This window comes from Rhodococcus sp. P4_F3_2 (genome assembly GCF_056401335.1).
The window spans coordinates 21,512-46,659 of the sequence record NZ_JBFUJN010000001.1 but is presented as its reverse complement, the minus strand read 5'-3'; the positions used below and the strand labels follow the sequence as shown (position 1 = coordinate 46,659).

Genomic DNA, 25,148 nt, shown 5'->3' with positions numbered 1-25,148 from the left:
GTCGGGAAGTGAGGTTGCGGAAGCAATAACCGTCCACCCATGATCTCAGTGTGCTCGCAGTCACGTCCTGGTCGATTGCACCGAACTCGACCCCGAAAATGGTGCGATCGGACGAGCCTGCGTTCAGGACTCGCCACTCGAAACGATCAGCGCTCGAAGGTTCCTTCCAAGCGATTGCGTGAACCGGGGTGGATCAAGCGCGCCGCACTGACCAACCCGTTGGCCGACCAGGTGCGGCGGCGAATCAGCAGACACGGTTCCCCTCGATCGATGCGGAGCAGCTCGCATTCGTCCGGGCTACCTAACACTGCTTCCACGACATGCTCGCCGCGAACCAGAGGCGCAACGTCACTCAAGTAGTTGTTGGGGGTGATCGCGGTGAAGTCCTGGCGCAGATAGTCGGGCGCCTCGTTCGGATTCACGAACCGGTCTTCCACCTGAATCGGGGTTTCGTCCTCGAAGTGCACCATCAGCGAATGGAACACCCGTTTGCCCACCGATTCACGAAGGAACGTCTGCCCGTGGTCGGTTTCTTCCTCACGAACGAAGACGACCTCGGTTCGATGACGGTGGCCGCGGCGCTGAATCTCGTCGGCGATGTTCTTTACTTCGAACAGCGGGGACGCGGTCTTCGTGGCGGCGACAAAAGTACCGACCCCCATCATCCGCACGATCAGACCGTCGCTGGTGAGTTCACGAAGCGCTCGGTTGATCGTCATACGTGACAACCCAAGTGCACTGACCAGTTGATTTTCCGAAGGCAGCTGATCGCCTTCGGTCCACCGACCCGAATTGATCTGCGAGACCACGAGGTTCTTCACCCGTTCGTAGGCAGGGGCGGACTCGCCGCCTGCCTCGTTGAACAGCACGGCGAGTTCTGCGTCCACTTCAGCAATCGCCATCGCCACCACCCGTTCGTCGAAAACCACCGAGTCGGTTCTCCCGTTCGGCCTTCGAAGTCTATCCGTCTCGCGCACCTTTCCGATCAATCCGCGGGCGTCCGCGCCGGGCCTAGCCCACCATGCGCCGCAATTGGCTCGTCGCAACCGAAAGCGCAGCAAGATCGTGTTGCCCCGATGCCTCGATCTCGGCGAGCGCGAGAGTCGACCTCTCGATTCTCGACGCATTCCTTTCTTCCCACCTGGAGAGTTTTTCCGCTGTCGAGTCACCCGCTTCCGCGTCGGCCAAGACGTCGAGGGTCAAGGCCCGCACCGTCGAGTACAACTCGTCCCGCAGCGACAACCTCGCCAATGCGTTCCATTTTCCGTCCTTGCTCAATGCCGACACTCGATTGAGCATCGGGACGAGCCCAACATGCTCACCGAGCCGGAAGTAGAGTTCACCGGTCTCCGAGATTGCGCGATCGGCGAGGTCAGCGATCTCCACCACATCGAGCAGTCCGAACTGATCGAGCAATATCTCCACTCGCCTGACCAGGTTCTCCGGCGCGCCCTTGTCCGTGATGAGGACCGTTCGCGCAGCCAGGTTCCGCTGATCTGCGCCTACCAGCCAGTCATCGAGCTCGGTCGACGCCTCCGCGATGCGATCACCGAATCTGCTGATCTCGGCCCCGACGGCCAGCGGTTGCGGCCGACGCGTCAGCATCCACCGTGACGCCCGGTCGAGCAGTCGCCTGGTGAGCAGGATCAACTCGTCGGATACGGCGGTCGAGATCGAGGCTTTGCTGATGTCGTGCCACAACTTCCACAGTCCGAACACCTCGGAAACCACGGTGAAGGCACGTACCGCGTCTTCCGGATCAGCGCCGACCTCTTCACCGAGCCGATACGCATAGGTGATGCCGCCCCGATCGATGACGTTGTTCGTCAGCACGGTCGCGACGATCTCGCGCCGCAATGGGTGCCGGTCGAGGGCGTCGCCCCCTGCATCTCGAACGCCCTCCGGAAAGTAGTTCACCAGCGCCTTGCGGTAGATCTGGTTGTCGATCGAGCTTCCAGCCAACAGCGTGGATTTCAGATCGAGTTTGACGTGGGCCATCAGTGTGGCGAGTTCCGGCGACGTCAGCCCCGTTCCCGTCTTCTCGGCCGCGGCGAACTGCTTCTGGGTCGGAAACCCTTCGATGACGCGGTCGACGATTCCGCGAGATTCGAGGTTCGAAATCACTCTGCCGTGCACGCCGATCATTGCCCCCGCATCCGCACGCGTGGTGCCCATCAGTTCGTTCTGTGAACGGTTGTCTGCAAGAACGAGTTCGGCGACCTGATCGGTCAACGATTCGAGCAGTGCATCGCGATGTGAGTCCGCGACGACGCCTGAGCTGATCAGGGAGTCGAGAAGGATCTTGATGTTCACCTCGTGATCGGAGCAATCGACTCCCGCGGAATTGTCGAGGGCGTCTGTATTGATCCGTCCGCCGATACGCGCGTATTCGATTCGTCCTGCTTGGGTGAGGCCGAGGTTGCCTCCTTCACCGATCACACGTGCACGCACTTCGTTGCCGTTCACCCGAACCGCGTCATTACTCTTGTCGCCGACTTCGAGGTCGGACTCACCGGAGGCCTTGACGTACGTTCCGATGCCGCCGTTCCACAAGAGATCTGCCGGGGACCGCAGAATCGCCCGAACCAGTTGCGGTGGAGTCAGTTCGGTGACGTCGGCGTCGAGACCCAGTGCCTGTCGCATCTCGTCACTGATCGGAACGCGCTTCGCCGAGCGTTCCCACACTCCGCCACCCGCACTGATCAAGGTCGGGTCGTAGTCGGCCCACGACGATCGTGGGAGCGAGAAGAGACGTGATCGCTCGTCGTACGAGCGCTCAGGTGACGGGTTCGGGTCGACGAACACGTGCCGATGATCGAACGCCGCGATGAGACGAATGTGCTTGCTGCACAACATACCGTTGCCGAAGACGTCACCACTCATGTCTCCGATCCCCACCGCGGTGAAGTCGTCGTGCTGGGTATCGACGCCGAATTCCCGGAAGTGCCGCTTGACACTCTCCCAGGCGCCCTTCGCCGTGATACCCATGGCTTTGTGGTCGTAGCCGACCGATCCGCCGGATGCGAAGGCGTCGCCGAGCCAGAATCCGTACTGCGCGGCAACGTCGTTCGCGATGTCGGAAAACTTTGCAGTGCCCTTGTCCGCGGCGACAACAAGATAAGTGTCGTCCCCGTCGTGGCGAACGACCCTTCGCGCCGCGACAACGGCGCCGCTCTGTTTGTCGACGTTGTCGGTCAGATCGAGTAGTCCGCGAATGAAGGATCGGTAGCACTCGATCCCGGCCGCCAACGTGGCTTCTCGGTCCGCGTCTACACCCTGTCCTGGAACCGGCGGGCGTTTGACGACAAATCCGCCCTTCGCACCGACAGGCACGATGACCGCGTTCTTGACTGCCTGCGCCTTCACCAATCCCAGGACCTCGGTGCGGAAGTCCTCTTTCCGATCCGACCAGCGCAAGCCGCCGCGGGCAACCGTACCGAAGCGAAGGTGCACACCTGCTACATCGGGTGAGTACACGAATATCTCGAACTTCGGTCGAGGGAAGGGCAGTACGGACAGCTTCTCCGAATCGAACTTCAACGAGAGTGCGCCGAGCGATTCGGTGCCATAAACGAAGTAGTTGGTACGCAACGTGTTACGGACCAGCTCGGACAACGCGCGCAGGATCCGATCGGCGTCGAGTCCTTGCACTTGTGCCACGGATGTTTCCACCTCCGCTGCTGCACGCGCACCTCGATCTCCGTCTACGACGTCGGGATCGAAACGGCTCTCGAACAATTCGCACAGACCGGCGGCGATCTCGGGATGATCGGCAAGTACCTCGGCGACGCGACTGGTGCTGTACGGAAATCCTGCTTGCTGCAAGAACTCCGCGTATGCCCGCAGCACCACTACTTGTTTCCAACCGAGTCCGGCGATCGCGACAAGTTCGTTGAACGAGTCCGGCTCGGCGGAGCCGTTTCGAACCGCGGCAAACGTCGCCGCGAACCGCGCGGCAAAGTTGTCGAAGCCTTCGACCGGCGCACTCGGATAGTCGAGCGTGAACTCGTAGATCCAGGACTGTTCCGAACCTGCCGAGACGAGCTCGTACGGACGCTCGTCGACCACGTCGACGCCCAGGCTCTGCAATACGGGCAGAACCTCGCCCAGCGAGAGCGGGTCACCTGATACGTACAGCCCGAGTCGGTGAGTACCGGGTCCGTCGACAGATCGGGCCAACCGTGGGCTCACCTCTCCGAGTTCGAGGCCGTCGAATACCGCCATGTCCTCGGCGGCGCGGACGGCGTCGAAATCCTGCTTGTATGCCACCGGAACTTGCTCGGCGAACTGAGCACGCCTGCGCTGCTCGTCGTAGTGCGAAGCATCCAGAACGAATCGCTCGTCCCACGTCAGGCACGCGTCGACGACGAGATCCCGAATCTCCCGCGCTTGTCGCGCCGATGCGAAGTTTGCTCCACCGCCGACTGTGGCCGTGAAATGCACGACAGCCAAGGGAGATTCCGATACTCGACTGGAGAACTCGATGGTGCGGGCACCGAGCGCCTCGGCGAGTACCGACTCGGCCGTTGTTCTGATCGTCGTACTGAATTTCTCGCGCGGAACGAACAGCAAAGCCGACAGCTCCTGGTCTTGCCCCGTCGTCGGAGAGCATCCCACGGGTTGCAGGAACAGATGGAACGACGTGCGGCCGTCCACAGAAGTGAGTTCGTCCAGTGCGTCCGCAATTCGGGCCGGGTCGGCGGCAAAGAGGACTGTGATCGGAATCGACTGAATCACCGCCAGCATCGATTGTCCGACAAACGAATCCACGGTGGATCCGGAGGCGTCGAAGATGTCTGCGACGCGCCCTCGCACGAGCGGGGTCCGCCTGACGTCTGCGACAAGTCCGGTCGAGGTGAAGGACCCGATGAATCGGTATTCACGGTCACCGACGGACACGTCGATCTCGGTGGCGTATGCGGATCCACCGAACCCTTGCCCGAGGTACACCACTCCGATCGAGAGGGGCACCGCCTTCGAATCCGAAGAGCCGGTTGGATCGGGGAGCACGCCGAGGGTGTACGGCTCGTGCCTGTCGATTGTTCGCGCACCGCCGACGACACTGAAGTTTCCGGCACTGCACCACTGGAGGAAGTCAGCTTCTTCGGCGTGACCGCCCGAGGTCAGTTGCCCGCGCGCCTCGTCGACGAGATCCCGCAGGGGCGAGGTATCGCGGAAGGCACGCGCGATACGGTCGAGGATTCCGGCGACGTCATCAGCGATCACCTGCGCCTGCGCGTCCGAACAATGTGCGGGTAGTCCTATGTGGATCCATGATTCGGCACGCTCCCCGACCCGGGCGTCTTCGGTGCTGTGCGCCGGTTGCACGACTGTGCGAAGCACTGGGTGCACCACGAATTCCGGCTCCATGCGCGCGCGGGCAAGTGTCGCCAGTACCGCTTCGACGAGCTGCGGCATGTCGTCGCCGACGTATTGAATTGCCGGCCCGTCCCCCAGCTCCCCGGCCGGCGCGAGTCTCGAGATCGACGAGTTGTGTCCCCGTCGGCGCGAAAGATCCATGTGCGCGGCGACCATCGCAAGCTTGCGGTCTTCGGCGAGCGCCGCGTATCGATCAGCCGACAAGCCCTCGAAATACCTACTGCACACCCTCCTCACATTCTCGGAGTCCGGTGTCGTGTCGACTGAAACGAGGCTCATGTCAGCACCTTCCGCCGAAAGCCACGCTGCTTCCGACTTGTAGTGGGTTCGATCCGCGATCAACTTGTCTATACAGGATTAGACAAGTTGATCATTGCAGAACGTGAGCCGCGACACAACAGCTCCACCCCTGGACAAATTCGCCACCCTCAGCCATAGTCAGTTGTGCCAACTAGTGGCAATTAGATTCCATTAGATGAAATTCGTGAACTACCTCGCTTCGAAGGAGCCCCCCGTGACCACCCAGACCGCGCACGACATCGACAGCGTTGATCTCGCTGAGTTCCGCAGCACCGTCCGAGCCTTCGCCAACGCCGAGATCCAACCCGGAGCAGCCGCACGCGACGAGTCCAAAGAGTTCCCGGCGCAGCTGGTCAAGCGCCTCGGACAGCAGGACCTCATGGGCATTTCCGTGCCGGAGGAATTCGGCGGTCTGGGCCTGTCGACACGAACCCAACTGGTCGCCATCGAAGAAGTTGCACGCACCGACGCCGCACTGGCATCGATTTACACCGCGCACTATCTGGGCCTCGAGCCGATTCTCGTCGGCGGTTCCGAAGAGCAGAAGCACCGCTGGTTGCCCCAGCTCGCGTCGGGCGAACTGCTGGCCGGATTTGCACTCACCGAACCCGACGCCGGCTCCGACATCGCCTCGATGCGTACCGTCGCTCGACGCGAGGACGACGGCTGGCATCTCTCCGGATCCAAGACGTACATCTCCAACGCGAAGGAAGCCGACCTGGTCGTGCTCTTCGCCAAGACGGACCCGAGCGCAGGATTCCGAGGCATCACCGCCTTCGTCGTCCCCAAGGGCACTCCGGGAATCAGTTACTCGGAGCCGCAGGACAAGATGGGAATTCGTTCGGCTCCGACATATACCGTCTACCTCGACGACGTCGTGCTGCCGCTCGACTCGGTGATCGGCACCGAAGGTCGCGGCGGCAACATCGCCTTGACCGCACTGAACCGTGCGCGCATCGACGTGGCGGCAATGGCGAACGGCATCGCTTTGCGCGCTTGGGAACTGGGACGTGAGTACGCCACCGAGCGAAAGCAGTTCGGCACGCCGATCTTCGACTTCCAGGCAATTCAGCTACTCCTCGGTGGCTGCGACGCGCAACTGGTCGCGTCACGCGTCACCGCAGACTGGGCCGCCGACGTCAAGGACGCCGGTCAGGACATCCGCCGCGCCGCATCGATTTCGAAGTACGTCGCCACCGAGGCCTGCTTCTCGATCGTCGATCAAACCGTGCAGATCCACGGTGGCGCGGGATTCATGCGCGAATCGGAAATCGAACGCCTGTACCGCGATTGCCGCATTCTCCGCATCTTCGAGGGCACCTCGCAGATCCAATTGCTCACCATTGCCGGCAACGCTCCGTCGCCGCGTTCCACCGATTTCTGAAAGGCACGGACATGTCTGCACTTCCACCACTCGACGGCATCCGGGTCATCGACCTCTCGCGCGTCCTCGCCGGACCCTACTGCACCGCACTGCTTTCCGACGCCGGTGCGGACGTCGTCAAGATCGAATCCGAACACGGTGAAGACTCGAGGCACCTCGGCCCGTTCCGCGACGGCGAGAGCATCTACTTCAACGTGCTCAATCGTGGCAAGCGTTCGGTGGCACTCAACCTCAAGAACGACGAGGACCGTGAGGCGCTGCTGACGCTCATCGAGACCGCCGACGTCGTCGTGGAAAACTTTCGCCCTGGCGTCACCAAGCGCCTGGGAATCGACTACGAGGCTGCGCGGGCTCGCAATCCGCGGATCGTGTACGCGTCGATCTCCGGTTTCGGCCAGGACGGACCCATGTCCGGCGCCGCCGCCTACGACCTTGTAGTCCAGGCTCTTTCGGGAATCATGAGCATCACCGGTTCGGAAGAATCCGGCCCGACCCGGCTGGGTGAGTCGTTCGGAGACCTGGTCGCCGGGCTGTTCGCTGCCTGGGGAATCAGTACCGCCCTGCTGGGCGCTCGGGCGACCGGGCTCGGGCAGCATCTGGACGTCGCGATGTTCGACAGCATGCTCGCCATGCTGCCGACAGCACACAGCCAACTGCAATCCACCGGACTCACTCCCCCACGCGTCGGCAACCGTCATCCGGTGTCAACACCGTTCGACACCTACAAGGCCGACGACGGTCTCTTTGTCCTCGCGGTTGCCAGCCAATCCGGCTTCGAGAAATTGGCGCAGACGATGAATCGCATCGACCTGATCGCAGATCCTCGATTTGCCGACGACACCGCCCGGACCGAGAACGAGCCGGCACTGCGCAAGGAGATCGAAAACTGGGCTGCCGGAAAGACCGTCGCCGACGTGGTCGGCATTCTCGGCGACGCGGGCCTCGCCGGCTCGGAGATCTGGGACGTCCAGCAGGCACTCACCTCCGCACAGGCCGAGTATCGCGGAGTCGTCGAATCGTTCGAGCACCCGGTAGCAGGAAAGATCTCCTACGTACGACAACCCGTCGTGTTCGGTGAGAGCCAACGCCCCGATGTCCGCCGCAGCCCCCTGCTGGACGAGCACCACGGTGAGGTACTGCCGGGCTCGCGATAGATTCAGCGCAGACATCCCTCGGCACTTGGAGTAGGACATGGCCCCCGGCGACGTGACCCGCAGCGCGAATCGCACGTTCGAACTTCTCGGTGCGATCGTCGAGCACGGCGGATTGACGCTCGGCGACGCCGCCAAGGCAACCGATCTGGCAACCAGTACCGCCCTTCGCCTGATCAGAAGCCTCGAACAAACCGAGTTCGTCGTTCGCGGCGAGGACAACGTCTATCGCGTCGGCCCGCGGCTACTGCAAATCGGAGCTCGCGCTCTCGGCGACAATCAACTGTTGCCGAGAGCCCGGCCCGCGATGAAGGCCATCGCCGAAACCACGAGGGAGTCGACCTACCTGTCGACGATGGGACCGAAAGACACTGCGCTGTATCTCGATCAGATCGAGGGCACGCACGCGATCCGCCACATGGGGTGGGTCGGACAGAGTGTTCCCCTGGACGGCACCGCCGTCGGCGCAGCGTTGAGCGGCAAGGTAGGTGAGAGCGGGTACGCCATTGCGCACGACACCATCGAGGATCACTCGACCGGAGTTGCCGCGCCGATCTACAACGCAGTCGGTCAGATAGCCGGAGCGCTCAGCGTCGTCGGCCCGACATTCCGTCTGACGGACGAGGTCTGCGCCAGCCACGGTCGCGTCTTGGTGGAGCACTGCGCACGGTTGTCCGCGGAACTCGGCAGCCAGACTCCCTGACCACCCCGAGCGCTTGGCGATTCAGTCTCGTATCCGAGACAATGTGGTTCCCCGCTCCGGATTTCCTACCTACTCGTAAGGACACACCCCACATGACGACGAGCCGCGTGAAATCTGCTGAGCGCGTGCTCGACGTGCTCGATCTCCTGGCCCGCCGGGGGGTGCCGCTGGTGACGGCCGAAATCTCGAGCGCCCTCGACCTGCCGAAAAGTACGACGCATCATCTACTCAATGTCATGCGAGATCGACGGTTCGTCTCGTACTGGGCTGATCAACGCGCCTGGACCCTGGGTGTCTCGGCGTTCGAAGTCGGCGCGTCGTACATGCGCTCGGGCCCACTTCACCGTGAGGGCCAACGATTCATGCTGGCACTCACTCAGTCGACGGATGAGACGTCCCATCTGGCGGTACTACAGGGATCTGACGTCATCTACCTCGACAAACGTGAACCACTGAAGCCGGGCGTGCGATTGGTGACCGAAATCGGGACTCGCCTTCCAGCGCATCTCACCGCAGTCGGGCGCGCGATTCTGAGCCGTCTGGACGTGGAACAGATCAGCGCGCTCTACGAGGGATACACCTGGCCGACGCGGACCGGAACGGGACCGTCGACGCTCGCCGAACTGCGAGAACTGCTCGCCGCAGCACGTGAGAGCGGATATGCGGTCGAAGCGAATGCGACGACATCCGGAATCAATTGCATCGCCAGCCCCGTGATCACGCGGGACGGTCGTCCGGTCGCAGCTCTCGGCGTCACCTTCCTCTCGGGCTCCAAATCGGCCGAGGAGAGTGCCCTGATCGCCGACCGAGTGCGCGCCGTCAGCGCCGAGTTCTCCGCCGATCTCGGAGATCGAATGGTGGAGACCCCGACCGCAGACATGTAGCCAATTTCTCCGTTCCGTACTTTTCGGGCCTTGTTTTCGTCTCATATTCAAGACTAGAGTCTCGTATACAAGACTTGCTGAATCACCACCGCATCATCATTGGAGTCCCATGAACGCCACCCCTGCCACCCATACAGCCACCCGAACCATTGAGGTCGGAATCGGGGCTGTCACCATCGCCGACGTCGTCGACGTCGCGCGCAACGGTTACGGCGTCGCATTGACCGCGGAATCACTGACCGCGATCGCCGAAAGTCGTGCACGCATCGAGGCCCTGGCCGCAGATCCCACGCCGGTCTACGGGGTTTCCACCGGATTCGGCGCACTTGCCACCCGGCACATTCCGGCGCATCTGCGGACGCAGTTGCAGCGCAGCCTGATCCGCTCACACGCGGCAGGTTCGGGACCGGAAGTCGAACGCGAAGTGATCCGGGCCTTGATGCTTCTGCGCCTGTCGACGCTCGCCACCGGAAGGACCGGAGTGCGCCCCGTGGTCGCACAGGCGTACGCCGACCTACTCACCGCAGGCATCACCCCGGTGGTGCACGAATACGGCAGCCTCGGATGCTCGGGAGATCTGGCACCACTGGCTCATGTGGCGATGGCAATCATCGGCGAAGGTTCCGTCCGCACCGCCGACGGTGAACTCACCGATGCGGCAACGGCATTGGCTGCCCATGGCCTCGAACCGGTGGTTCTGGCCGAGAAAGAAGGCCTCGCACTGATCAACGGTACCGACGGGATGCTCGGCCAACTGGCCCTTGCGATCACCGATCTCGATCATCTGCTCAAGTTGGCCGACATCGCTGCCTCCATGAGCGTCGAGGGCTTGCTCGGCACAGATCAGGTGTTCGCCGCGGACCTCCAAACGCTTCGCCCCCACCCCGGCCAGGGCGCGGCCGCGTCGAACATGGTGCGTCTGCTTGCCGATTCCCCGATCGTCGCCAGCCATGCGGGCCCTGACTGCACCAGGGTTCAAGACGCGTACTCACTGCGGTGCGCACCGCAGGTCGCCGGCGGCGCACGCGACACCGTCGATCACGCCCGCCTCGTCGCCGGGCGCGAATTGGCCAGTGCTGTCGACAATCCCGTTGTCACCCTCGACGGACGGGTTCGATCCAACGGTAACTTCCACGGAGCTCCCGTGGCTTACGTCTTGGACTTCCTCGCCATCGTGACCGCGGATGTCGCGGGTATCAGCGAACGCCGAACCGACCGCTTCCTCGATGTTGCGCGCAACCACGGTCTGACTCCCTTCCTTGCCGACGACCCCGGAGTCGACAGCGGACTGATGATCGCGCAGTACACACAAGCTGCCGTCGTGTCCGAACTCAAGCGACTCGCGAGCCCCGCCAGCGTCGATTCGATTCCCTCCTCGGCCATGCAGGAAGATCACGTCTCCATGGGATGGTCGGGTGCACGTAAGCTCCGCCGGTCCATCGACGGTCTCACCCGAGTTCTCGCGATCGAGATACTCACTGCAGCACGAGGAATCGATTTGCGATCCCCACTCGAGCCCTCACCAGCCACCGGAGCCGTCCTTCGGACCCTGCGCGAGAAGGTGCAGGGGCCGGGCACCGATCGCTTCCTGTCCCCCGAGATCGAGGCCGCGGTGGACTTGGCGGCATCCGGTGCACTCGTTGCGGCCGCGGAGAACGCGATCGGCGCCCTGGCATGAGCGCGCCCGGAGCGCTGCGGCCTCGCCCCCGACCCGAAATCGAAGCACTCCCTCGATACTCCAAAGCCGCCGGCCTCGAGCAGGTTCGGTGGCGGGCGTCGAGCAACGAGTCGACGGTTGCACCCTCGGCGGCAATTCTCGAGGCCGTCAATCTCGCGGCCTCACACTCGCACTTGTATCCGTCGCTGTTCGGCGACACGCTGATCGCCCGGTTGAGCGACCGCCTGGGCGTCGGCGACGACCAGGTATTGGTCGGCGCCGGGTCATTGGCACTGCTCCAGCAGGTATTGACCGCATACACGGGCCCGGGCACCGAAGTCGTCTACCCGTGGCGCAGCTACGAGGCGTACCCGATTCTGATCGGAATCGCCGGGGCGAGCGGTGTACCCGTCGCACTCGATTCCGAACACCGGCACGATCTGAGTGCAATGGCGGCAGCCGTGACTCCGCAGACCCGCGCGGTACTCGTCTGCAACCCCAACAATCCGACCGGAAGCGAGTTCTCGACCGCCGAGTTCGTCTCGTTCGCACGCTCGATCCCGGGTGACGTCCTCATCCTTCTGGACGAGGCTTACCGGGAGTTCGCGACCAGCGATGTCGACGGCGTCGACCTGCTTCGAGCCTTTCCCAACATAGTCGTATTCCGAACCTTCTCCAAGGCTTACGGATTGGCCGGCCTTCGGGCCGGCTATGCCATCACCAATCCGGCGATCGCAGCGGACCTTTCSAGCGCGGCACCGCCCTTCGGGCTCAGCGCCGTTGCCGAGGCCGCGGCCTGCGCAGCGTTGACCGATCCGGCGCACACCGATTCGATAGTCGAAACGGTAACCGCGGGTCGCGCTCACCTACGTGAGCAACTCGCTGTGCGCGGCGTCGAGTCCGTCCCCAGCGGAGCGAACTTCGTCTGGATCCCTCTCGGCGAGAGAGCTTCTGCACTAGAAGCGGCTTGCGTCGCCCAGGGTGTCTCGGTCCGGATGTTCCCCGGCGAGGGAGTGCGGGTCACCGTCGGCGAGCGGGCCGCAGAAGACGCCGTGATCGCGGCTGTGGACGCTCTCGCACACAACCTTTGACCGACTGGAGAAAAGAATGTCCGTCCACGAACTCGCTCGGTCGATCGGTTCGAGTCGCCTGATCACCGACCCGGCGGTAATGGACTCGTACCGTCGCGACGAGGCCCATCTCGCCGAACCCGGCCATCCGGCAGCCGTCATGCTCGCTGAAACTGCGGCCGACATTTCCGAGGCTCTGAAATGGGCTACTGCTCACCGTGTCCCGGTGGTAACCCGCGGTGCGGGAACCGGTTTGGCGGGTGGCGGGGCAGCCGTCGAGGGCTGCCTGGTCATCTCGACCACTCGCATGCGCTCGATTCTCGAGGTCAATCCGGACGATCAGCTGGCTGTCGTGGAAGCCGGGGTGATCAACGCTGACATCAGCCGAGCAGCAGACGAGTACGGGCTGATGTACGCCCCCGATCCGAGCAGCTTCGAGATCTCCACGATCGGCGGAAACATCGCCACCAACGCCGGTGGACTGCGTTGCGTGAAGTACGGCGTCACCCGCGATTCAGTCCTGGGTCTCGAGGTTGTGCTCGCCGACGGTCGGATCGTGCGGACAGGCCGAAGGACCGTCAAAGGTGTTGCGGGATACGACTTGACCAGTCTTCTCGTCGGTTCGGAAGGAACACTCGGAGTCGTCACGAGTGCCACGCTCAAGTTGCAGCCCAAGCCCAAGAGAGCACCGGTCACCGTCGTCGGCAGTTTCGACTCTCTCCGCTCCGCAGCGGACGCGGTTGCCGCGGTCGTTCGCGACGGGATCGGGCCGAGCCTGCTGGAGCTGATCGATCGAGCAACCCTTCGCGCAGTCGACGACTGGAAACGAATCGGGTTGGAAGACAACACTGCCGCGATGCTGATCGCACAGGCCGATGGGGTCGACGCCGACGCAGCAGCCGCGGCGATGCAGAAACACTTCGAGCAGGCCGGCGCCGATTTTGTCGCCGTCTCACAGGACGCAGCAGAAGCCGCACAGCTACTCGAGATTCGCCGACTCGCCTATCCGGCATCCGAACGACTCGGTCAATGTCTGGTGGAAGACGTCGGGGTCCCGCGGTCGAAACTGCCCGACATGCTCGAAAGTATCGACCGGGCGGCCGCCGAGCACTCGGTCAAGATCATGACCGTCGCGCACGCGGGTGACGGCAACGTCCATCCGACCTTCGTCTTCGACCGCACAGCCGACGGCTCGGTCCCCGAAGCCGTGTGGACCGCCGCGGACGAGGTCTTCCGGCGTGCTCTCGAACTCGGCGGAACTCTGACCGGAGAGCACGGCGTCGGCGTTCTGAAGCGTCGCTGGCTCTCTCTCGAGCTCGGCGAGGACAGCATGCAACTGCACCGATCGATCAAGGCCGCGTTCGATCCACTCGGAATCCTCAACCCTGGTAAGGGTTTCTGATTCTCGAGCGGTGTTACACAGCATTTACGCGAAATCGGGTTTCAGGTATTGACGCCTGTATATACAGGCATATACATTTATCCGCAGTGACAGTGACCCAGCGCACAGAGCACCAGGCGCAAAGCACCAAGCACGAAGAAGGTGGGCAATACCCCGACGTCGATTCCGTCGCTCGACGGGCTCGCAGCAGAAAGACAGGCCTATGACTCACGATGGACCGGCCGAGGTCATCCTCACTCCGGAACGACGCACTATCGACGTCGTCCCGGATGCAGAACGACACGGCACCCCGCGCAGCCAGTTCACTCTCTGGTTCGGCGCCAACATGCAGATCACGGCAATCGTCGACGGTGCTCTCGCCGTCGTATTCGGCGCGGACGCCATCTGGGCAATCGTCGGACTTCTGATCGGCAACATCTTCGGTGGCGCTGTCATGGCGCTTCACTCCGCACAGGGCCCGCGCATGGGCCTCCCCCAGATGATCTCGAGTCGCGCCCAGTTCGGCGTCAAGGGAGCCGTCGTACCGCTAGTTCTCGTCATCCTGATGTACCTCGGCTTCGCTGCCACCGGCACCGTGTTGGCCGGCCAAGCCGTCAACAAGATCCTGCACATCGACAGCCCCACCGTCGGCATCGTCGTCTTCGGTCTCCTCACCGCATTCGTCGCGGTCACCGGCTACAAGCTGATCCACATCGTCGGCAGGATCGCCACCGTCGTGGGCATCGTCGGATTCTCCTACCTGGCCGTTCGACTGTTCCTCGAGTACGACGTCGCCTCGTACGTCGGTATCAAGGGCTTCGACATCGTCACCTTCCTGCTCGCGATCTCGCTGGGCGCCGGTTGGCAGCTCACGTTCGGCCCGTACGTCGCCGACTACTCGCGTTACCTGCCGCGCAGCACCTCCGAGAGCACTACCTTCTGGTCGACGTTCCTCGGTAGCGTCATCGGATCACAGTGGTCCATGACCTTCGGCGCCCTCGTCGCGGCCTGCGCCGGCGACGCGTTCCTGGGTAACCAGGTCGGCTTCATGGGAGATCTGGCCGGACCCGCTGCCATCGCCTTCCTGATCTACTTCGTCATCCTGGTCGGCAAGCTGACGGTGAACGTGCTCAACGCGTACGGCGGATTCATGTCGATCCTGACCACCGTCACAGCCTTCAACGGCCAGTCACGAATCTCGAGCACCGCCCGTACCCTCTACATTCTCGGGTTCACCGCCGTCTCGGTGTTGATCGCGATCGCCGCCAGCGCCGACTTCCTGGACAACTTCAAGAACTTCGTCCTGGTGTTGCTGATGGTGTTCACGCCGTGGAGTGCGATCAATCTGATCGACTACTACCTGATCTCCAAGGAGCGCATCGACATTCCGGCGCTCTACGACGTCAACGGTCGATACGGAGCATGGAACTTCACCGCATTGGCTTGCTACGCCGCCGGCGTTCTCGCCCAGATCCCGTTCCTCGCCCAGAAGATGTACACCGGCCCCGTCACGGACATGCTCGGCGGCGCCGACATCTCCTGGATCGTCGGCATCGTGTTCACCGGGCTGATCTATTACCCGCTCGCCAAACGCACCAGCAATCCACCTTCGTCGATGATCTACCCCGATCACACCGCGATGACCGACTCTCGCGTCTGATCCCCCAACATCTTTCGAACTTCAGTTAAGCAAGGAGAACACCATGGAAATCAGCACCCCCGGCCACGAGCCGCGCCCCGTCCGTGCTCCCCGCGGCCCCGAGCTCACGACGCTCGGTTGGCAGCAGGAGGGCGCCCTGCGCATGCTCATGAACAACCTCGACCCCGATGTTGCCGAGCACCCGGACAGCCTCGTCGTCTACGGCGGAACCGGTCGCGCAGCACGTAGTTGGGCGGCATTCGACGCCATGGTCGCCACGCTGAAGACGCTGAAGAACGACGAGACCATGCTGGTGCAGTCCGGCAAGCCGGTCGGTGTCTTCCGCACCAACGAGTGGGCACCGCGAGTGCTGATCGCCAACTCCAACCTCGTCGGTGACTGGGCGAACTGGGAAGAGTTCCGCCGTCTCGAAGACCTCGGCCTGACCATGTACGGCCAGATGACCGCAGGCTCTTGGATCTACATCGGCACCCAGGGAATCCTGCAGGGCACCTACGAGACCTTCGGCGCCATCGCGAAGAAGCGCTACAACGGATCGCTCGCCGGAACGATCACCCTCACTGCGGGTCTCGGCGGAATGGGCGGCGCTCAGCCTCTCGCCGTCACCATGAACGACGGCGTCGCGATCTGCGTCGACTGCGACATCACCCGCATCGACCGTCGTATCGCCCACAAGTACCTCGACACCAAGGCCGACAGCATCGAGCACGCGCTCGAACTGGCGACAGCGGCACGTGACGCCAAGAAGCCGCTCTCCATCGGCCTCGAAGGCAATGCGGCAGAGATCTTCCCGGCGCTGCTGGAGATGAAGGCCCCCATCGACATCGTCACCGACCAGACCTCGGCCCACGATCCCCTCGCCTACCTGCCGATCGGGATCGACTTCCCCGACATGAAGATCATGTCGGAGAAGGATCCGCAGAAGTTCACCGAAGATTCCCGCAACGCGATGGCCGCGCACGTCAAGGCCATGGTCGGATTCATGGACGCCGGCGCCGAGGTGTTCGACTACGGCAACTCCATCCGTGACGAGGCCCGCAAGGCCGGCTACGACCGCGCTTTCGACTTCCCAGGATTCGTTCCCGCCTACATCCGCCCGCTCTTCGAAGAAGGTCTCGGCCCCTTCCGCTGGGCAGCTCTCTCCGGTGATCCCAAGGACATCGAGGCCACCGACAAGGCCATCCTCGAACTCTTCCCCGAGAACGAGCACCTGCGTCGCTGGATCACCATGGCAGGCGAAAAGGTTGCCTTCGAGGGCCTTCCGGCCCGCATCTGCTGGCTCGGATACGGTGAGCGCCACCTCGCGGGCCTCAAGTTCAACGAGATGGTCGCCTCGGGCGAACTGTCCGCGCCGATCGCCATCGGCCGCGATCACCTCGACTCGGGATCGGTCGCCTCGCCGTACCGCGAAACCGAATCGATGATCGACGGGTCCGACGCGATCGCCGACTGGCCGCTGCTCAACGCCCTGGTCAACACCGCGTCCGGCGCGTCGTGGGTTTCACTTCACCAAGGCGGCGGCGTCGGTATGGGACGCTCCATCCACGCGGGACAGGTGTGCATCGCCGACGGCACCGAACTCGCAGCCAAGAAGCTCGAAGCGGTTCTCACCAACGATCCCGGGATGGGCGTCATCCGGCATGCGGATGCAGGATACGACCACGCCATCGACACGGCGGCCACGCGCGGCGTCCGTATCCCGATGACCGAGAACTGAAACAGCTCCACCACCTCACCCTGAGTTAGGAATGACATTGACCACGAATGGTTCTCGAACCACAGTTCTGACCAACATCGGAACCCTCGTCACCAATGACCCGACTCTGGGTGAGGGCAAGCTCGGCGTACGACACGACGCGGCAATCGTTTTCGACGACGGCGTTGTTGCTTGGGTCGGCGATTCCGCCGACGCCCCGGCTGCCGATATCGGTCAGGATATCGGCGGTCGGGCCCTGCTCCCCGGTTTCGTGGAGAGTCACTCGCACCTGGTGTTCGGTGGCGAGCGGGCCGAGGAATTCGCAGCTCGCATGGCGGGCGAGAAGTACGCCGCCGGCGGCATTCGCAACACCATCGAAGCGACGCGCTCGGCCACCGACGAGCAATTGCAGGCCAATGTTCGACGCCTACTCGACGAATCCCTGCGCTCGGGCAGCACAACCGTCGAATGCAAGACCGGGTACGGGCAGAACACCGAGAGCGAACTACGCAGCGCACTGATCGCCGGACAGTTCACCGACGAGGTCACACTGCTGGCCGCCCATGTTCCACCACCCGAATATGCCGGCCGCGCCGATGATTACGTCGCCATGGCGTGCGACGAGATGATCCCTGCCTGTGCGCCACACGCGAAGTGGATCGATGTCTTCTGCGAGCGAGGAGCATTCAACCGCGAACAGGCTCATGCAGTCCTGAGCGCAGGCGTCGCCGCCGGACTGATCCCCCGCGTCCACGGCAATCAGCTCGGCGAAGGGCCAGGAGTCCAGCTCGCCGTCGAGATGGGAGCAGCGTCCGTCGACCACGTCACGTACGTCACCGCCGAGGACATCGATGCCCTGGCTCAGAGTTCTACCGTCGCAACGCTGTTGCCCGGCGCCGACTTCTCCACCCGCAACAAGTACCCCGACGCCCGCGCACTGCTCGACGCCGGAGTCACCGTAGCTCTGGGCGCCGACTGCAATCCCGGTACCTGTTACACCACGAGCCTTCCGTTCTGCATCGCAATTGCGGTGCGAGACATGCACATGACGCCCGCTGAGGCAGTCTGGGCAGCCACTGCAGGTGGCGCTCGGGCGCTGCAGCGCACCGACGTCGGAACCCTTTCTCTCGGAACACGTGCCGACGCCATCGCGCTCGATGCACCGTCGTACCTCCACCTCGCCTACCGCCCGGGCGTCCCTCTGGTGCGCGAGGTCTGGAAAAACGGCGCACTCGCCACAAGCTACTGAAATACACTCACCGGGAGGCCGTCGTGGCACATCAGATCGCAGTCGACATCGAACCCAAGCCGTGGACCGGGCGCTCCGACGGCACCACTGCCGAGCATCTGCGGTGGCATCATGCCGTGCAACCGTATTCAGCCGAAACAGCTCCCGGCGACTGTGTTCTGATCGGATTCTCCAGCGACGAAGGAGTCCGCCGCAACAAGGGCCGCCGCGGCGCCGCGGATGGCCCGGACGCATTGCGAGCGGGGTTGGCCTCCATGGCGCTGGCCGAACCACTGCAGATTCAGGACGCGGGAACCGTTGCCGTGTCGGGTGAAGAACTCGAGGCCGGTCAGGCCGCACTCGGGAACGCCGTCAGTGCCGCGCTCGATTCGGGACACTTCCCCGTGGTTCTCGGGGGAGGACACGAAATCGCCTACGGTACATACCTCGGCGTCGCGGGCTCCGAGTTGCGAACCGCCGGAGCCAAACTCGGAATCCTCAACTTGGATGCGCACTTCGACCTTCGTGGCGACCCGATCCCCAGTTCCGGCACGCCCTTTCGTCAGATCGCCGAGGACGAAGCCGCGGCAGGCACCTCACATCAGTACAGCGTGATCGGAATCAGCCAACCGAGCAACACCACTGCTCTGTTCGACACGGCTCACCGCCTTGGCGTTCGCTATCTGCTCGACGAAGAATGCGGAGTGATCGCTCGAGGCGTCGTGGATCAGTTCCTCGCAGACTTCCTCGACGACGTCGATCTGGTCTACCTGACCATCGACCTCGACGTGCTTCCCGCCGCCGTGGCGCCGGGCGTCAGCGCACCCGCGGCCTACGGCGTCAGCCTGGAAACAATCCAATACGTATGTGATCGAGTCACATCCAGCGGAAAGCTCGCGGTTCTCGATGTCGCCGAACTGAACCCGAGCCTCGACATCGACAATCGCACTGCCCGGACCGCTGCTCGCCTGATCCACCGGATAGTCACCAAGCACGTGCCGGTTCGGCGCTAGCATCGGCGCGCCTCCAGCGCATCGAGGATGAGATCGAGACCGTAGGCGAACTCACTCGTGTGGTCGTAAGCCGGACTCAGACCGTGATCGACGATCATCTCGTGAAGGAAGGGCAACTCTTCAGCCGGAAGGTGCTCGAGGATGTCACTCGCAACTTCTTCGACGTCGACGGGCCCGCTGATCGGCAGATTCGCCTCCTGGAGAACATATCCGCCGATGTAGCTGTCGATCAGCGAGGCTCCGTGGGCGGCCATCGGCAGCGTGAACCCGGCCTTCCGGAGGACTCCGAGCACAGCGTCGAGATGACGCATGGTCGCCGAGCCAGGGTTGCGTCGCGAATCCAGCAAACCGAGAGCCCAACGGTGCTGCGACAGGACTGTGCGAGCGGAAAAGGCGCGTCCGCGGATTGCATCTCGCCAATCCGCGCACTCGCTGTCAGGCAGGTCGATCGCCTCGAAGACCGCATCGACGACGCCGTCGAGAATCGCATCTTTGTTGGGCACGTGGTGGTAGAGCGACATCGCCTCGATGCCCAACTCCTGGGCCACCCGTCGCATCGTGACGGCCTCGACACCACCCGCGTCGGCAACGCGGATCGCGCCCTCGATTACGCGAGTCCTGTTCAGCGACTGTCGCGGTTGCCGTGACACACAGACTCCCCTCCGAGGAACGAATACGTTGACAACCTTACATCCGTAAGTCACCCTTACAGGTGTAAGCCAGCCTTACGTTCGTAAGGCGCTCGCGAAGGGAGACCGCAATGCCGATGCCGAGATGGTGGGGACACGTCAACAAGCGAGTGTTCAATCCTCGCGCGATCTCGAGCGGGAAATGGCCGATACTGACACACGTCGGACGCACATCCGGCACGACCTACCGGACACCTCTCGACGCCTATCCGGTCGAGGGTGGCTATGTCTTCATTCTGGTGTACGGATCAGGCTCGGACTGGGTGCAGAACGTCTTGAAAGCGGGAAGCGCTCGACTGTCGGTCGACGAGACGGAGGTGGGCCTCGGCGCCCCGCGCCTCGTCACGAAAGACGAAGCATTTCAAGCACTTTCCTCAGACGTGTCCCAACCCCCGAGACTGCTCCGCATCACCGAGTACCTTCGGATGGATCTGATTACGGCCTGAGGCTGCCCGTCACGCGAGGACCTCACGCACGGCGGACCTGACTTCGTCCATGCTGCAACCGGATTCGATCAGTTCAGTACCCGTATGCACCAGCGAGTTGATCAACTTGGCGGTGAGCTTCGGGTCCGACACGCCACGGAGGCGAAGGGCCTCGACAAGCGGAAGCACAAGACTGTCGTGCATTTCCATGATCCGCGAATCTCGAAACGTTTGCGGGGTCAGCGTCGCCAGCGCTCCGACTATCGCATGCTCCCCGTCGGCAACCAGCTGGAGGTTTGCCTCGACGTACGCCCATACCGGATCGTCTGCGCCTGCCATCGCTTCGACGATCTTGTCGTTCCAGCGCGGGAACATGTCTTCGACGACGGCACTGAGGAGATCTTCTCGGGACCGGAAGTAGTGGTAGGCACTCGACCTGGCGAGCCCGGCCTTCGCTGCCACCTCACCGAGCCCCGGCGGCCGGTCCGGGGTCTCGGACAGAAGAGCGTGTGCAGCGTCGAGGAGGGCACGCCGCTGAGCAGCACGATGCTCGACCACAGTGGGGGCATCGATCCTCGGCACCGAATCTCCTCCAGTCCCCTTGCGGGCTTACTCGCTCTGACGCAATCGACCGTCAACCATTTCGAGGATGCGGTCGCAGTGCCCGAGCACGTCGTGATCGTGGGTCACCATGATCGTAGCGACGCCGGCCTCGTGAGTTTCGCGCGAGAGCAGTTCAACCACCTCATGGCTACGCTTGCGGTCGAGAGCAGCCGTCGGCTCGTCGACGAGCAGTAGCGAGGGATTGCTCATCAATGCCCGAGCGATACCGACGCGCTGTCGTTCACCGCCGGAGAGTTGACCAGGTCGACGATCCGCACGGTGGCTCATACCGACCGAGTCGAGCAATTCCTCGGGATCGCGCCCCGGCCGCCCCGTGAGCTTGGGAATCAGCCGAAGCTGATCGCGCGCCGTCAGCGCTGGAATCAGATTGCCGGATTGAAAGACGAAGCCGACCTTGTCTCGTCGAAGTTTGGCCAATGCACGGGCCGGCATCGCCGACACGTCGACGCCGTCGATGACAATCGTTCCACTCGACGGCCGACCGAGTCCGCCTGCCACAGCGAGCAAGCTCGACTTTCCAGCCCCTGACGGCCCGACGATCGCGACGAGTTCGCCGCCCGTGACCTCGAGGTCCACGTTGTCGAGGGCGAGCACTGTGGAGTCACCGTCACCGAATCGAAGACTGACAGCGGTCAATACCAGTCCGGTAGTGGTTTTTTCGACTGTGGTCATCGGTTTTCCCCCAATGCGGTGAGCGGGTTGACACGCGTAACGCGGACGATGGAAACGGCTGCGCCGATCAGCCCGAGTACCGCCAAGAGCACTGCGCCGTTGACGACAGGGCCGGACTCCAGAGCGAACGGCATCCCACCGCCTTCGAGTCCCGAGCCGAGCCCCAAGCCCAGCAACACACCGATGCCGATGGAACCAAGCAGCACTACCAGTGCCTGTGCCATGCCGTCGCGAAGCAGAAAGCCGGTGGAGGCTCCCATCGCACGCAACACTGCGAGTTCGCGACCACGCTGAACTGTCCAGATACTGAAGAATGCGCCGACGACCAGTGCGGAGATCGCGTACAGAAACGCCTTGATCATCGACATTGTCATCATTTCCGCGGAGAAGCCCGGTGAGGAGTCGAAAGATTCCTCGAGCGTCTTTGCAGACGTTCCCGCCGCCGCATCTCCCGACACGAGGTCCGGCACTACATCGTCCAGGCCCCGAATCGCAACGACACTCGCTTCGGAATAGGCACTGGCGTTGGCGGTTTCGCCGATCTTGGCACCGGCGTGGACCTCCTGCCAGGTACGCAGGGGCAGGTAGGCGACGTCGACGTGACCGAAAGTGCGCTTGTCTTCGGTGAATCCGACAACTGTCAGCTCCGTACCGAGTCGATCGAGTATCACGGTGTCACCGATCGCAACACCATCATCACGGAAGGTAGAGCTGACGACGATGTCCGTGTCGGCTTGCAGTCCCCTCCCGTCGGCGGTGACGGGCTCGAGGAAGGAGCCAGGTTCGATACCGAAGAGCGTGAGATCGACAGGCGTGCCACTGCGAGTTTTTGCATTGACGATCATGTTGCCGAAGAGTCCGGCGTCTTGGACATCGGGTTGCATGCGCCATGCCTGCGCCTGCTCCTCGGTGACGACCGAGCGCGAAAACGCCGAGTCGGCTTTGGTGTCCGGCGCGAAGGCAAACGCCTGAATCGGCGTCCGCTGCAAAGCGGACACACCATCATTGACCAGGCCGGACGAGAGGCCGGACAGGATCACCATCAGGATCGAGATGAGGGCAACCACGGCACCCATCAAGAGGAATCGATTTCGCGCAAACCACAGTTCACGCAGGGCGAGGAACATTCGGGAAGCTCCAAAGTCGTCGGTGCGAGTTACGCCGACTTTTATCGACGCCTTGTCGAAATCATATCGACAAGGCGTCGAAAAACTATGTGAGGTGCGTTACTACTATTCGTAGTAGACATCGTGAGGCGCTGAGCGTCGTATCAGTCCCCGACGCCCACTGGCCGATCGCCGACAATCGAGATTCGATCCATCACACGACGAGCCGGGAAGTAGTCACTGGCCGCGTAATGCTGGCAGGTCCGATTGTCCCAGAAGGCAACAGTATTCGGCTCCCACTTCAGTCGGACCTGGAATTCCGGACGATTGACGTGGCGATACAGCATCGTGAGAAGTTCGTTCGATTCCTCTTCGGATACGCCCAAGATCCGTTGCGTGAAGGTCATGTTGACGAACAACACCCGCCTGCCGCTTTCCGGAATGACCCGAACCACCGGATGCTGCACCGCGGGGAACTTCGGACGCAACATCTCGACCGCATCCGCCGGCATCGACCTGCCGAACGAGTTGATCCAATCATGTTCTGCAACAAGCGGGTCGATACGCTTCTTGACGTCTTCCGGAAGCAGATCGTAGGCAGCAGCGGTGTCAGCCCACAACGTGTCACCACCCACCTCTGGCACCTCGACTGCACGAAGTACGGCGGCAAATGAAGGAAACTCGTGCCACGTCACGTCGTTGTGCCAGTTGTTCTCGACGCCGCCGACCATCGCATCCTTGGCCAGCGTCGTGACATCGACGTCCGTCTGCCCTGGCTGCGTGTACTTGAAGAACGGATGCTGTTCGAGATCGCCCCAACGCTCGGCAAAAGCTCGATGTTCCGCTCGGCCGAGGTCCTGATCCCGAAAGAAGAGGACTTTCCATTCGAGGAGAGCGCGGCGAAGTTCCGCAATCACGGCATCAGACAGGTCCCCACCGAGTCGAATACCGGAGATTTCCGCTCCGATCGTCGGCGTGACCGCCTTGACCGCACAGTGTTCGTACGGCGCCGCAACTACCGACTCGGGATTCCGGCGAGCGACAAGTGGACCATAGGCAGCAAGCGGATCGGTGGGGATCGGAAAGATCGTTGCCGCAGGCAAAAGGGTAGCCATCAAGGCACTTCCTCGGAATCGACGGTGTCGTAACGGACAAAATCCAGATTAAGGTTATCTCCTTAAAGTGTCAACGGTCACGTTGTCCGGCGCGCACCTTGACCCTGACGCCGCGTCAGGGTTGGAGAATGGTTTCCACAGACGAAATCCGAATCGACAAACGGGAGGGCGAGGCGATGATGACCATCGGCGAGCTGGCGAATCTGGCCGGCACCACCGTCAGATCCGTGCGCTACTACCACTCGAACGGGCTTCTCGAAGAACCACAACGCCAACCCAACGGCTACCGCATGTACCGGGCGGTGGACCTGGCACGACTGAGCCGCATCCGCCGCCTGCGCGATCTGGGGATTCCTGTTGCCAAGATCGCCGAACTGCTCGACGGCGACGCTCACGACACCCGGTCCGCACTCGACGCACTCGACAAGGAACTGGCAGCCAAGGCCGAACAGATCGCGGTTCAACGTGCTCACATCGAGTCGCTACGCCGCAACGCCGATCCCGAACTACCCGACGCGTTTTCGGAAGTGCTCGCACAGTACGTCGTTGCCGGTGCACCGACAGCGTGGATCGACAACGAGCGCGAACTCCTGATTCTCGCGCTCACCGTCTCCGGGGGTGATCCCGAAGTCTGCGATTCACTCCTGAGCGCACACCGCCGGGCGTTGGCGAAGCCGAACCGCAAGCAGGCAATCGAATTGATTACTCGCATGTACGCCCTCACCGACGCTCCGGCGGACGCCGACACGATTGCGGCCCTTGCCATTCAGTTCTGCGATTTCACCGAGAGAGTGCTTCCTGAACAGGCCGCACCGGAACGCCCTTCACCCACCCGGTTGGTAGCGGTGCTGCGCGAGCACCAAGCAGATCGAAGAACCCCGACCCAGGAAAGATTCGCGAAGGCTGTAGCGGCCGAGTTCGCTGCCCGCCAGTCTCGACCCTGAAACTCCGCCACTGAATCCCCACATCGGAAGTGGGGTGATCAACGCTGCCCGAAAATGGGCTCGAAAC

Annotated in this window: 20 protein-coding genes; 13 read left to right on the top strand and 7 right to left on the bottom strand. The window is 62.8% G+C overall.

Annotated elements, in window-relative coordinates; translation table 11 throughout:
* Positions 1–146: 146 nt before the first annotated feature.
* On the bottom strand, positions 147–902 hold the full coding sequence (hutC, locus tag AC1DWA_RS00215) for a histidine utilization repressor (protein WP_024487384.1): 756 nt from the start codon (positions 900–902) through the stop codon (positions 147–149).
* Between the two features lie 109 nt (positions 903–1,011).
* Complete coding sequence (locus AC1DWA_RS00210; protein ID WP_477845652.1) at positions 1,012–5,658, bottom strand: NAD-glutamate dehydrogenase; 4,647 nt, start codon at positions 5,656–5,658, stop codon at positions 1,012–1,014.
* 235 nt (positions 5,659–5,893) lie between these two features.
* On the opposite strand from AC1DWA_RS00210, the gene AC1DWA_RS00205 reads away from it, so the two are divergent.
* The 11 genes from AC1DWA_RS00205 (at position 5,894) to hutG (ending at position 19,506) form a co-directional block, all read left to right on the top strand.
* Entirely contained in the window at positions 5,894–7,063 is a 1,170-nt protein-coding gene (locus tag AC1DWA_RS00205; protein ID WP_019745344.1) for an acyl-CoA dehydrogenase family protein, read from the top strand.
* Positions 7,064–7,074: 11 nt separating this feature from the next.
* On the top strand, positions 7,075–8,217 hold the full coding sequence (locus tag AC1DWA_RS00200) for a CaiB/BaiF CoA transferase family protein (protein ID WP_084324934.1): 1,143 nt from the start codon (positions 7,075–7,077) through the stop codon (positions 8,215–8,217).
* Positions 8,218–8,254: 37 nt separating this feature from the next.
* Entirely contained in the window at positions 8,255–8,917 is a 663-nt protein-coding gene (locus tag AC1DWA_RS00195; RefSeq protein WP_019745346.1) for an IclR family transcriptional regulator, read from the top strand.
* 92 nt (positions 8,918–9,009) lie between these two features.
* Positions 9,010–9,801, top strand: a complete 792-nt coding sequence (locus tag AC1DWA_RS00190) for an IclR family transcriptional regulator (RefSeq protein WP_477845651.1) — start codon at positions 9,010–9,012, stop codon at positions 9,799–9,801.
* A gap of 109 nt (positions 9,802–9,910) precedes the next feature.
* On the top strand, positions 9,911–11,479 hold the full coding sequence (hutH, locus tag AC1DWA_RS00185) for a histidine ammonia-lyase (protein ID WP_046379310.1): 1,569 nt from the start codon (positions 9,911–9,913) through the stop codon (positions 11,477–11,479).
* Positions 11,476–12,549, top strand: coding sequence for a histidinol-phosphate transaminase (locus tag AC1DWA_RS00180; RefSeq protein WP_046379311.1), 1,074 nt, complete (start codon positions 11,476–11,478; stop codon positions 12,547–12,549). Before hutH ends, AC1DWA_RS00180 begins: the two co-directional genes overlap by 4 nt.
* 16 nt (positions 12,550–12,565) lie before the next feature.
* Positions 12,566–13,930 (top strand): FAD-binding oxidoreductase, encoded by a 1,365-nt coding sequence (locus AC1DWA_RS00175; protein ID WP_029256287.1) that lies wholly within the window; start codon positions 12,566–12,568, stop codon positions 13,928–13,930.
* A 202-nt stretch (positions 13,931–14,132) separates the two neighbouring features.
* Positions 14,133–15,569: a purine-cytosine permease family protein gene (locus AC1DWA_RS00170; protein ID WP_020909179.1), complete on the top strand. Its 1,437-nt coding sequence runs from the start codon at positions 14,133–14,135 to the stop codon at positions 15,567–15,569.
* Positions 15,570–15,612: 43 nt separating this feature from the next.
* Positions 15,613–17,286: a urocanate hydratase gene (gene hutU, locus AC1DWA_RS00165; protein ID WP_019745352.1), complete on the top strand. Its 1,674-nt coding sequence runs from the start codon at positions 15,613–15,615 to the stop codon at positions 17,284–17,286.
* 37 nt (positions 17,287–17,323) lie between these two features.
* Positions 17,324–18,514 carry an imidazolonepropionase gene (hutI, locus tag AC1DWA_RS00160; protein ID WP_029256288.1) on the top strand — a complete coding sequence of 397 codons (1,191 nt, stop codon included), beginning with the start codon at positions 17,324–17,326 and terminating at the stop codon, positions 18,512–18,514.
* A gap of 23 nt (positions 18,515–18,537) precedes the next feature.
* Entirely contained in the window at positions 18,538–19,506 is a 969-nt protein-coding gene (hutG, locus tag AC1DWA_RS00155) for a formimidoylglutamase (protein WP_021331955.1), read from the top strand.
* Here hutG and AC1DWA_RS00150 read toward each other — a convergent pair.
* Positions 19,503–20,156, bottom strand: a complete 654-nt coding sequence (locus tag AC1DWA_RS00150; protein ID WP_097386853.1) for a TetR/AcrR family transcriptional regulator — start codon at positions 20,154–20,156, stop codon at positions 19,503–19,505. The two genes, hutG and AC1DWA_RS00150, sit on opposite strands and share 4 nt — an antisense overlap.
* 110 nt (positions 20,157–20,266) lie before the next feature.
* Between AC1DWA_RS00150 and AC1DWA_RS00145 the strand changes: the two genes are divergently transcribed.
* The gene (locus AC1DWA_RS00145) at positions 20,267–20,641 is read left to right on the top strand and encodes a nitroreductase family deazaflavin-dependent oxidoreductase (protein ID WP_097386852.1); all 375 of its coding nucleotides are present in this window, start codon (positions 20,267–20,269) and stop codon (positions 20,639–20,641) included.
* A 9-nt stretch (positions 20,642–20,650) separates the two neighbouring features.
* Here AC1DWA_RS00145 and AC1DWA_RS00140 read toward each other — a convergent pair whose 3' ends face one another.
* From AC1DWA_RS00140 to AC1DWA_RS00125, 4 genes are all read right to left on the bottom strand, one after another.
* Positions 20,651–21,202 (bottom strand): TetR/AcrR family transcriptional regulator, encoded by a 552-nt coding sequence (locus tag AC1DWA_RS00140; RefSeq protein ID WP_021331952.1) that lies wholly within the window; start codon positions 21,200–21,202, stop codon positions 20,651–20,653.
* Between the two features lie 27 nt (positions 21,203–21,229).
* On the bottom strand, positions 21,230–21,916 hold the full coding sequence (locus AC1DWA_RS00135; protein WP_020970838.1) for an ABC transporter ATP-binding protein: 687 nt from the start codon (positions 21,914–21,916) through the stop codon (positions 21,230–21,232).
* Positions 21,913–23,043 carry an ABC transporter permease gene (locus AC1DWA_RS00130; RefSeq protein ID WP_477845649.1) on the bottom strand — a complete coding sequence of 377 codons (1,131 nt, stop codon included), beginning with the start codon at positions 23,041–23,043 and terminating at the stop codon, positions 21,913–21,915. Before AC1DWA_RS00130 ends, AC1DWA_RS00135 begins: the two co-directional genes overlap by 4 nt.
* Positions 23,044–23,186: 143 nt before the next feature.
* Positions 23,187–24,137, bottom strand: a complete 951-nt coding sequence (locus tag AC1DWA_RS00125) for a TauD/TfdA dioxygenase family protein (protein WP_113682581.1) — start codon at positions 24,135–24,137, stop codon at positions 23,187–23,189.
* Between the two features lie 128 nt (positions 24,138–24,265).
* On the opposite strand from AC1DWA_RS00125, the gene AC1DWA_RS00120 reads away from it, so the two are divergent.
* A complete protein-coding gene (locus AC1DWA_RS00120) occupies positions 24,266–25,081 on the top strand; it encodes a MerR family transcriptional regulator (RefSeq protein ID WP_019745361.1) in 816 nt (271 codons plus the stop codon).
* Positions 25,082–25,148: the final 67 nt, after the last annotated feature.

Excerpts from the sequence above, each read along its gene's own strand:
- AC1DWA_RS00195 (WP_019745346.1), top strand. The coding sequence starts at position 8,255 with ATGGCCCCCGGCGACGTGACCCGCAGCGCGAATCGCACGTTCGAACTT.
- AC1DWA_RS00200 (WP_084324934.1), top strand. The coding sequence starts at position 7,075 with ATGTCTGCACTTCCACCACTCGACGGCATCCGGGTCATCGACCTCTCG.
- AC1DWA_RS00170 (WP_020909179.1), top strand. The coding sequence starts at position 14,133 with ATGACTCACGATGGACCGGCCGAGGTCATCCTCACTCCGGAACGACGC.
- AC1DWA_RS00210 (WP_477845652.1), bottom strand. The coding sequence starts at position 5,658 with ATGAGCCTCGTTTCAGTCGACACGACACCGGACTCCGAGAATGTGAGG.
- AC1DWA_RS00125 (WP_113682581.1), bottom strand. The coding sequence starts at position 24,137 with ATGGCTACCCTTTTGCCTGCGGCAACGATCTTTCCGATCCCCACCGAT.
- AC1DWA_RS00145 (WP_097386852.1), top strand. The coding sequence starts at position 20,267 with ATGCCGATGCCGAGATGGTGGGGACACGTCAACAAGCGAGTGTTCAAT.
- hutH (WP_046379310.1), top strand. The coding sequence starts at position 9,911 with ATGAACGCCACCCCTGCCACCCATACAGCCACCCGAACCATTGAGGTC.
- AC1DWA_RS00190 (WP_477845651.1), top strand. The coding sequence starts at position 9,010 with ATGACGACGAGCCGCGTGAAATCTGCTGAGCGCGTGCTCGACGTGCTC.
- hutU (WP_019745352.1), top strand. The coding sequence starts at position 15,613 with ATGGAAATCAGCACCCCCGGCCACGAGCCGCGCCCCGTCCGTGCTCCC.
- AC1DWA_RS00175 (WP_029256287.1), top strand. The coding sequence starts at position 12,566 with ATGTCCGTCCACGAACTCGCTCGGTCGATCGGTTCGAGTCGCCTGATC.
- AC1DWA_RS00135 (WP_020970838.1), bottom strand. The coding sequence starts at position 21,916 with ATGACCACAGTCGAAAAAACCACTACCGGACTGGTATTGACCGCTGTC.
- AC1DWA_RS00120 (WP_019745361.1), top strand. The coding sequence starts at position 24,266 with ATGGTTTCCACAGACGAAATCCGAATCGACAAACGGGAGGGCGAGGCG.
- AC1DWA_RS00130 (WP_477845649.1), bottom strand. The coding sequence starts at position 23,043 with ATGTTCCTCGCCCTGCGTGAACTGTGGTTTGCGCGAAATCGATTCCTC.
- hutC (WP_024487384.1), bottom strand. The coding sequence starts at position 902 with ATGGCGATTGCTGAAGTGGACGCAGAACTCGCCGTGCTGTTCAACGAG.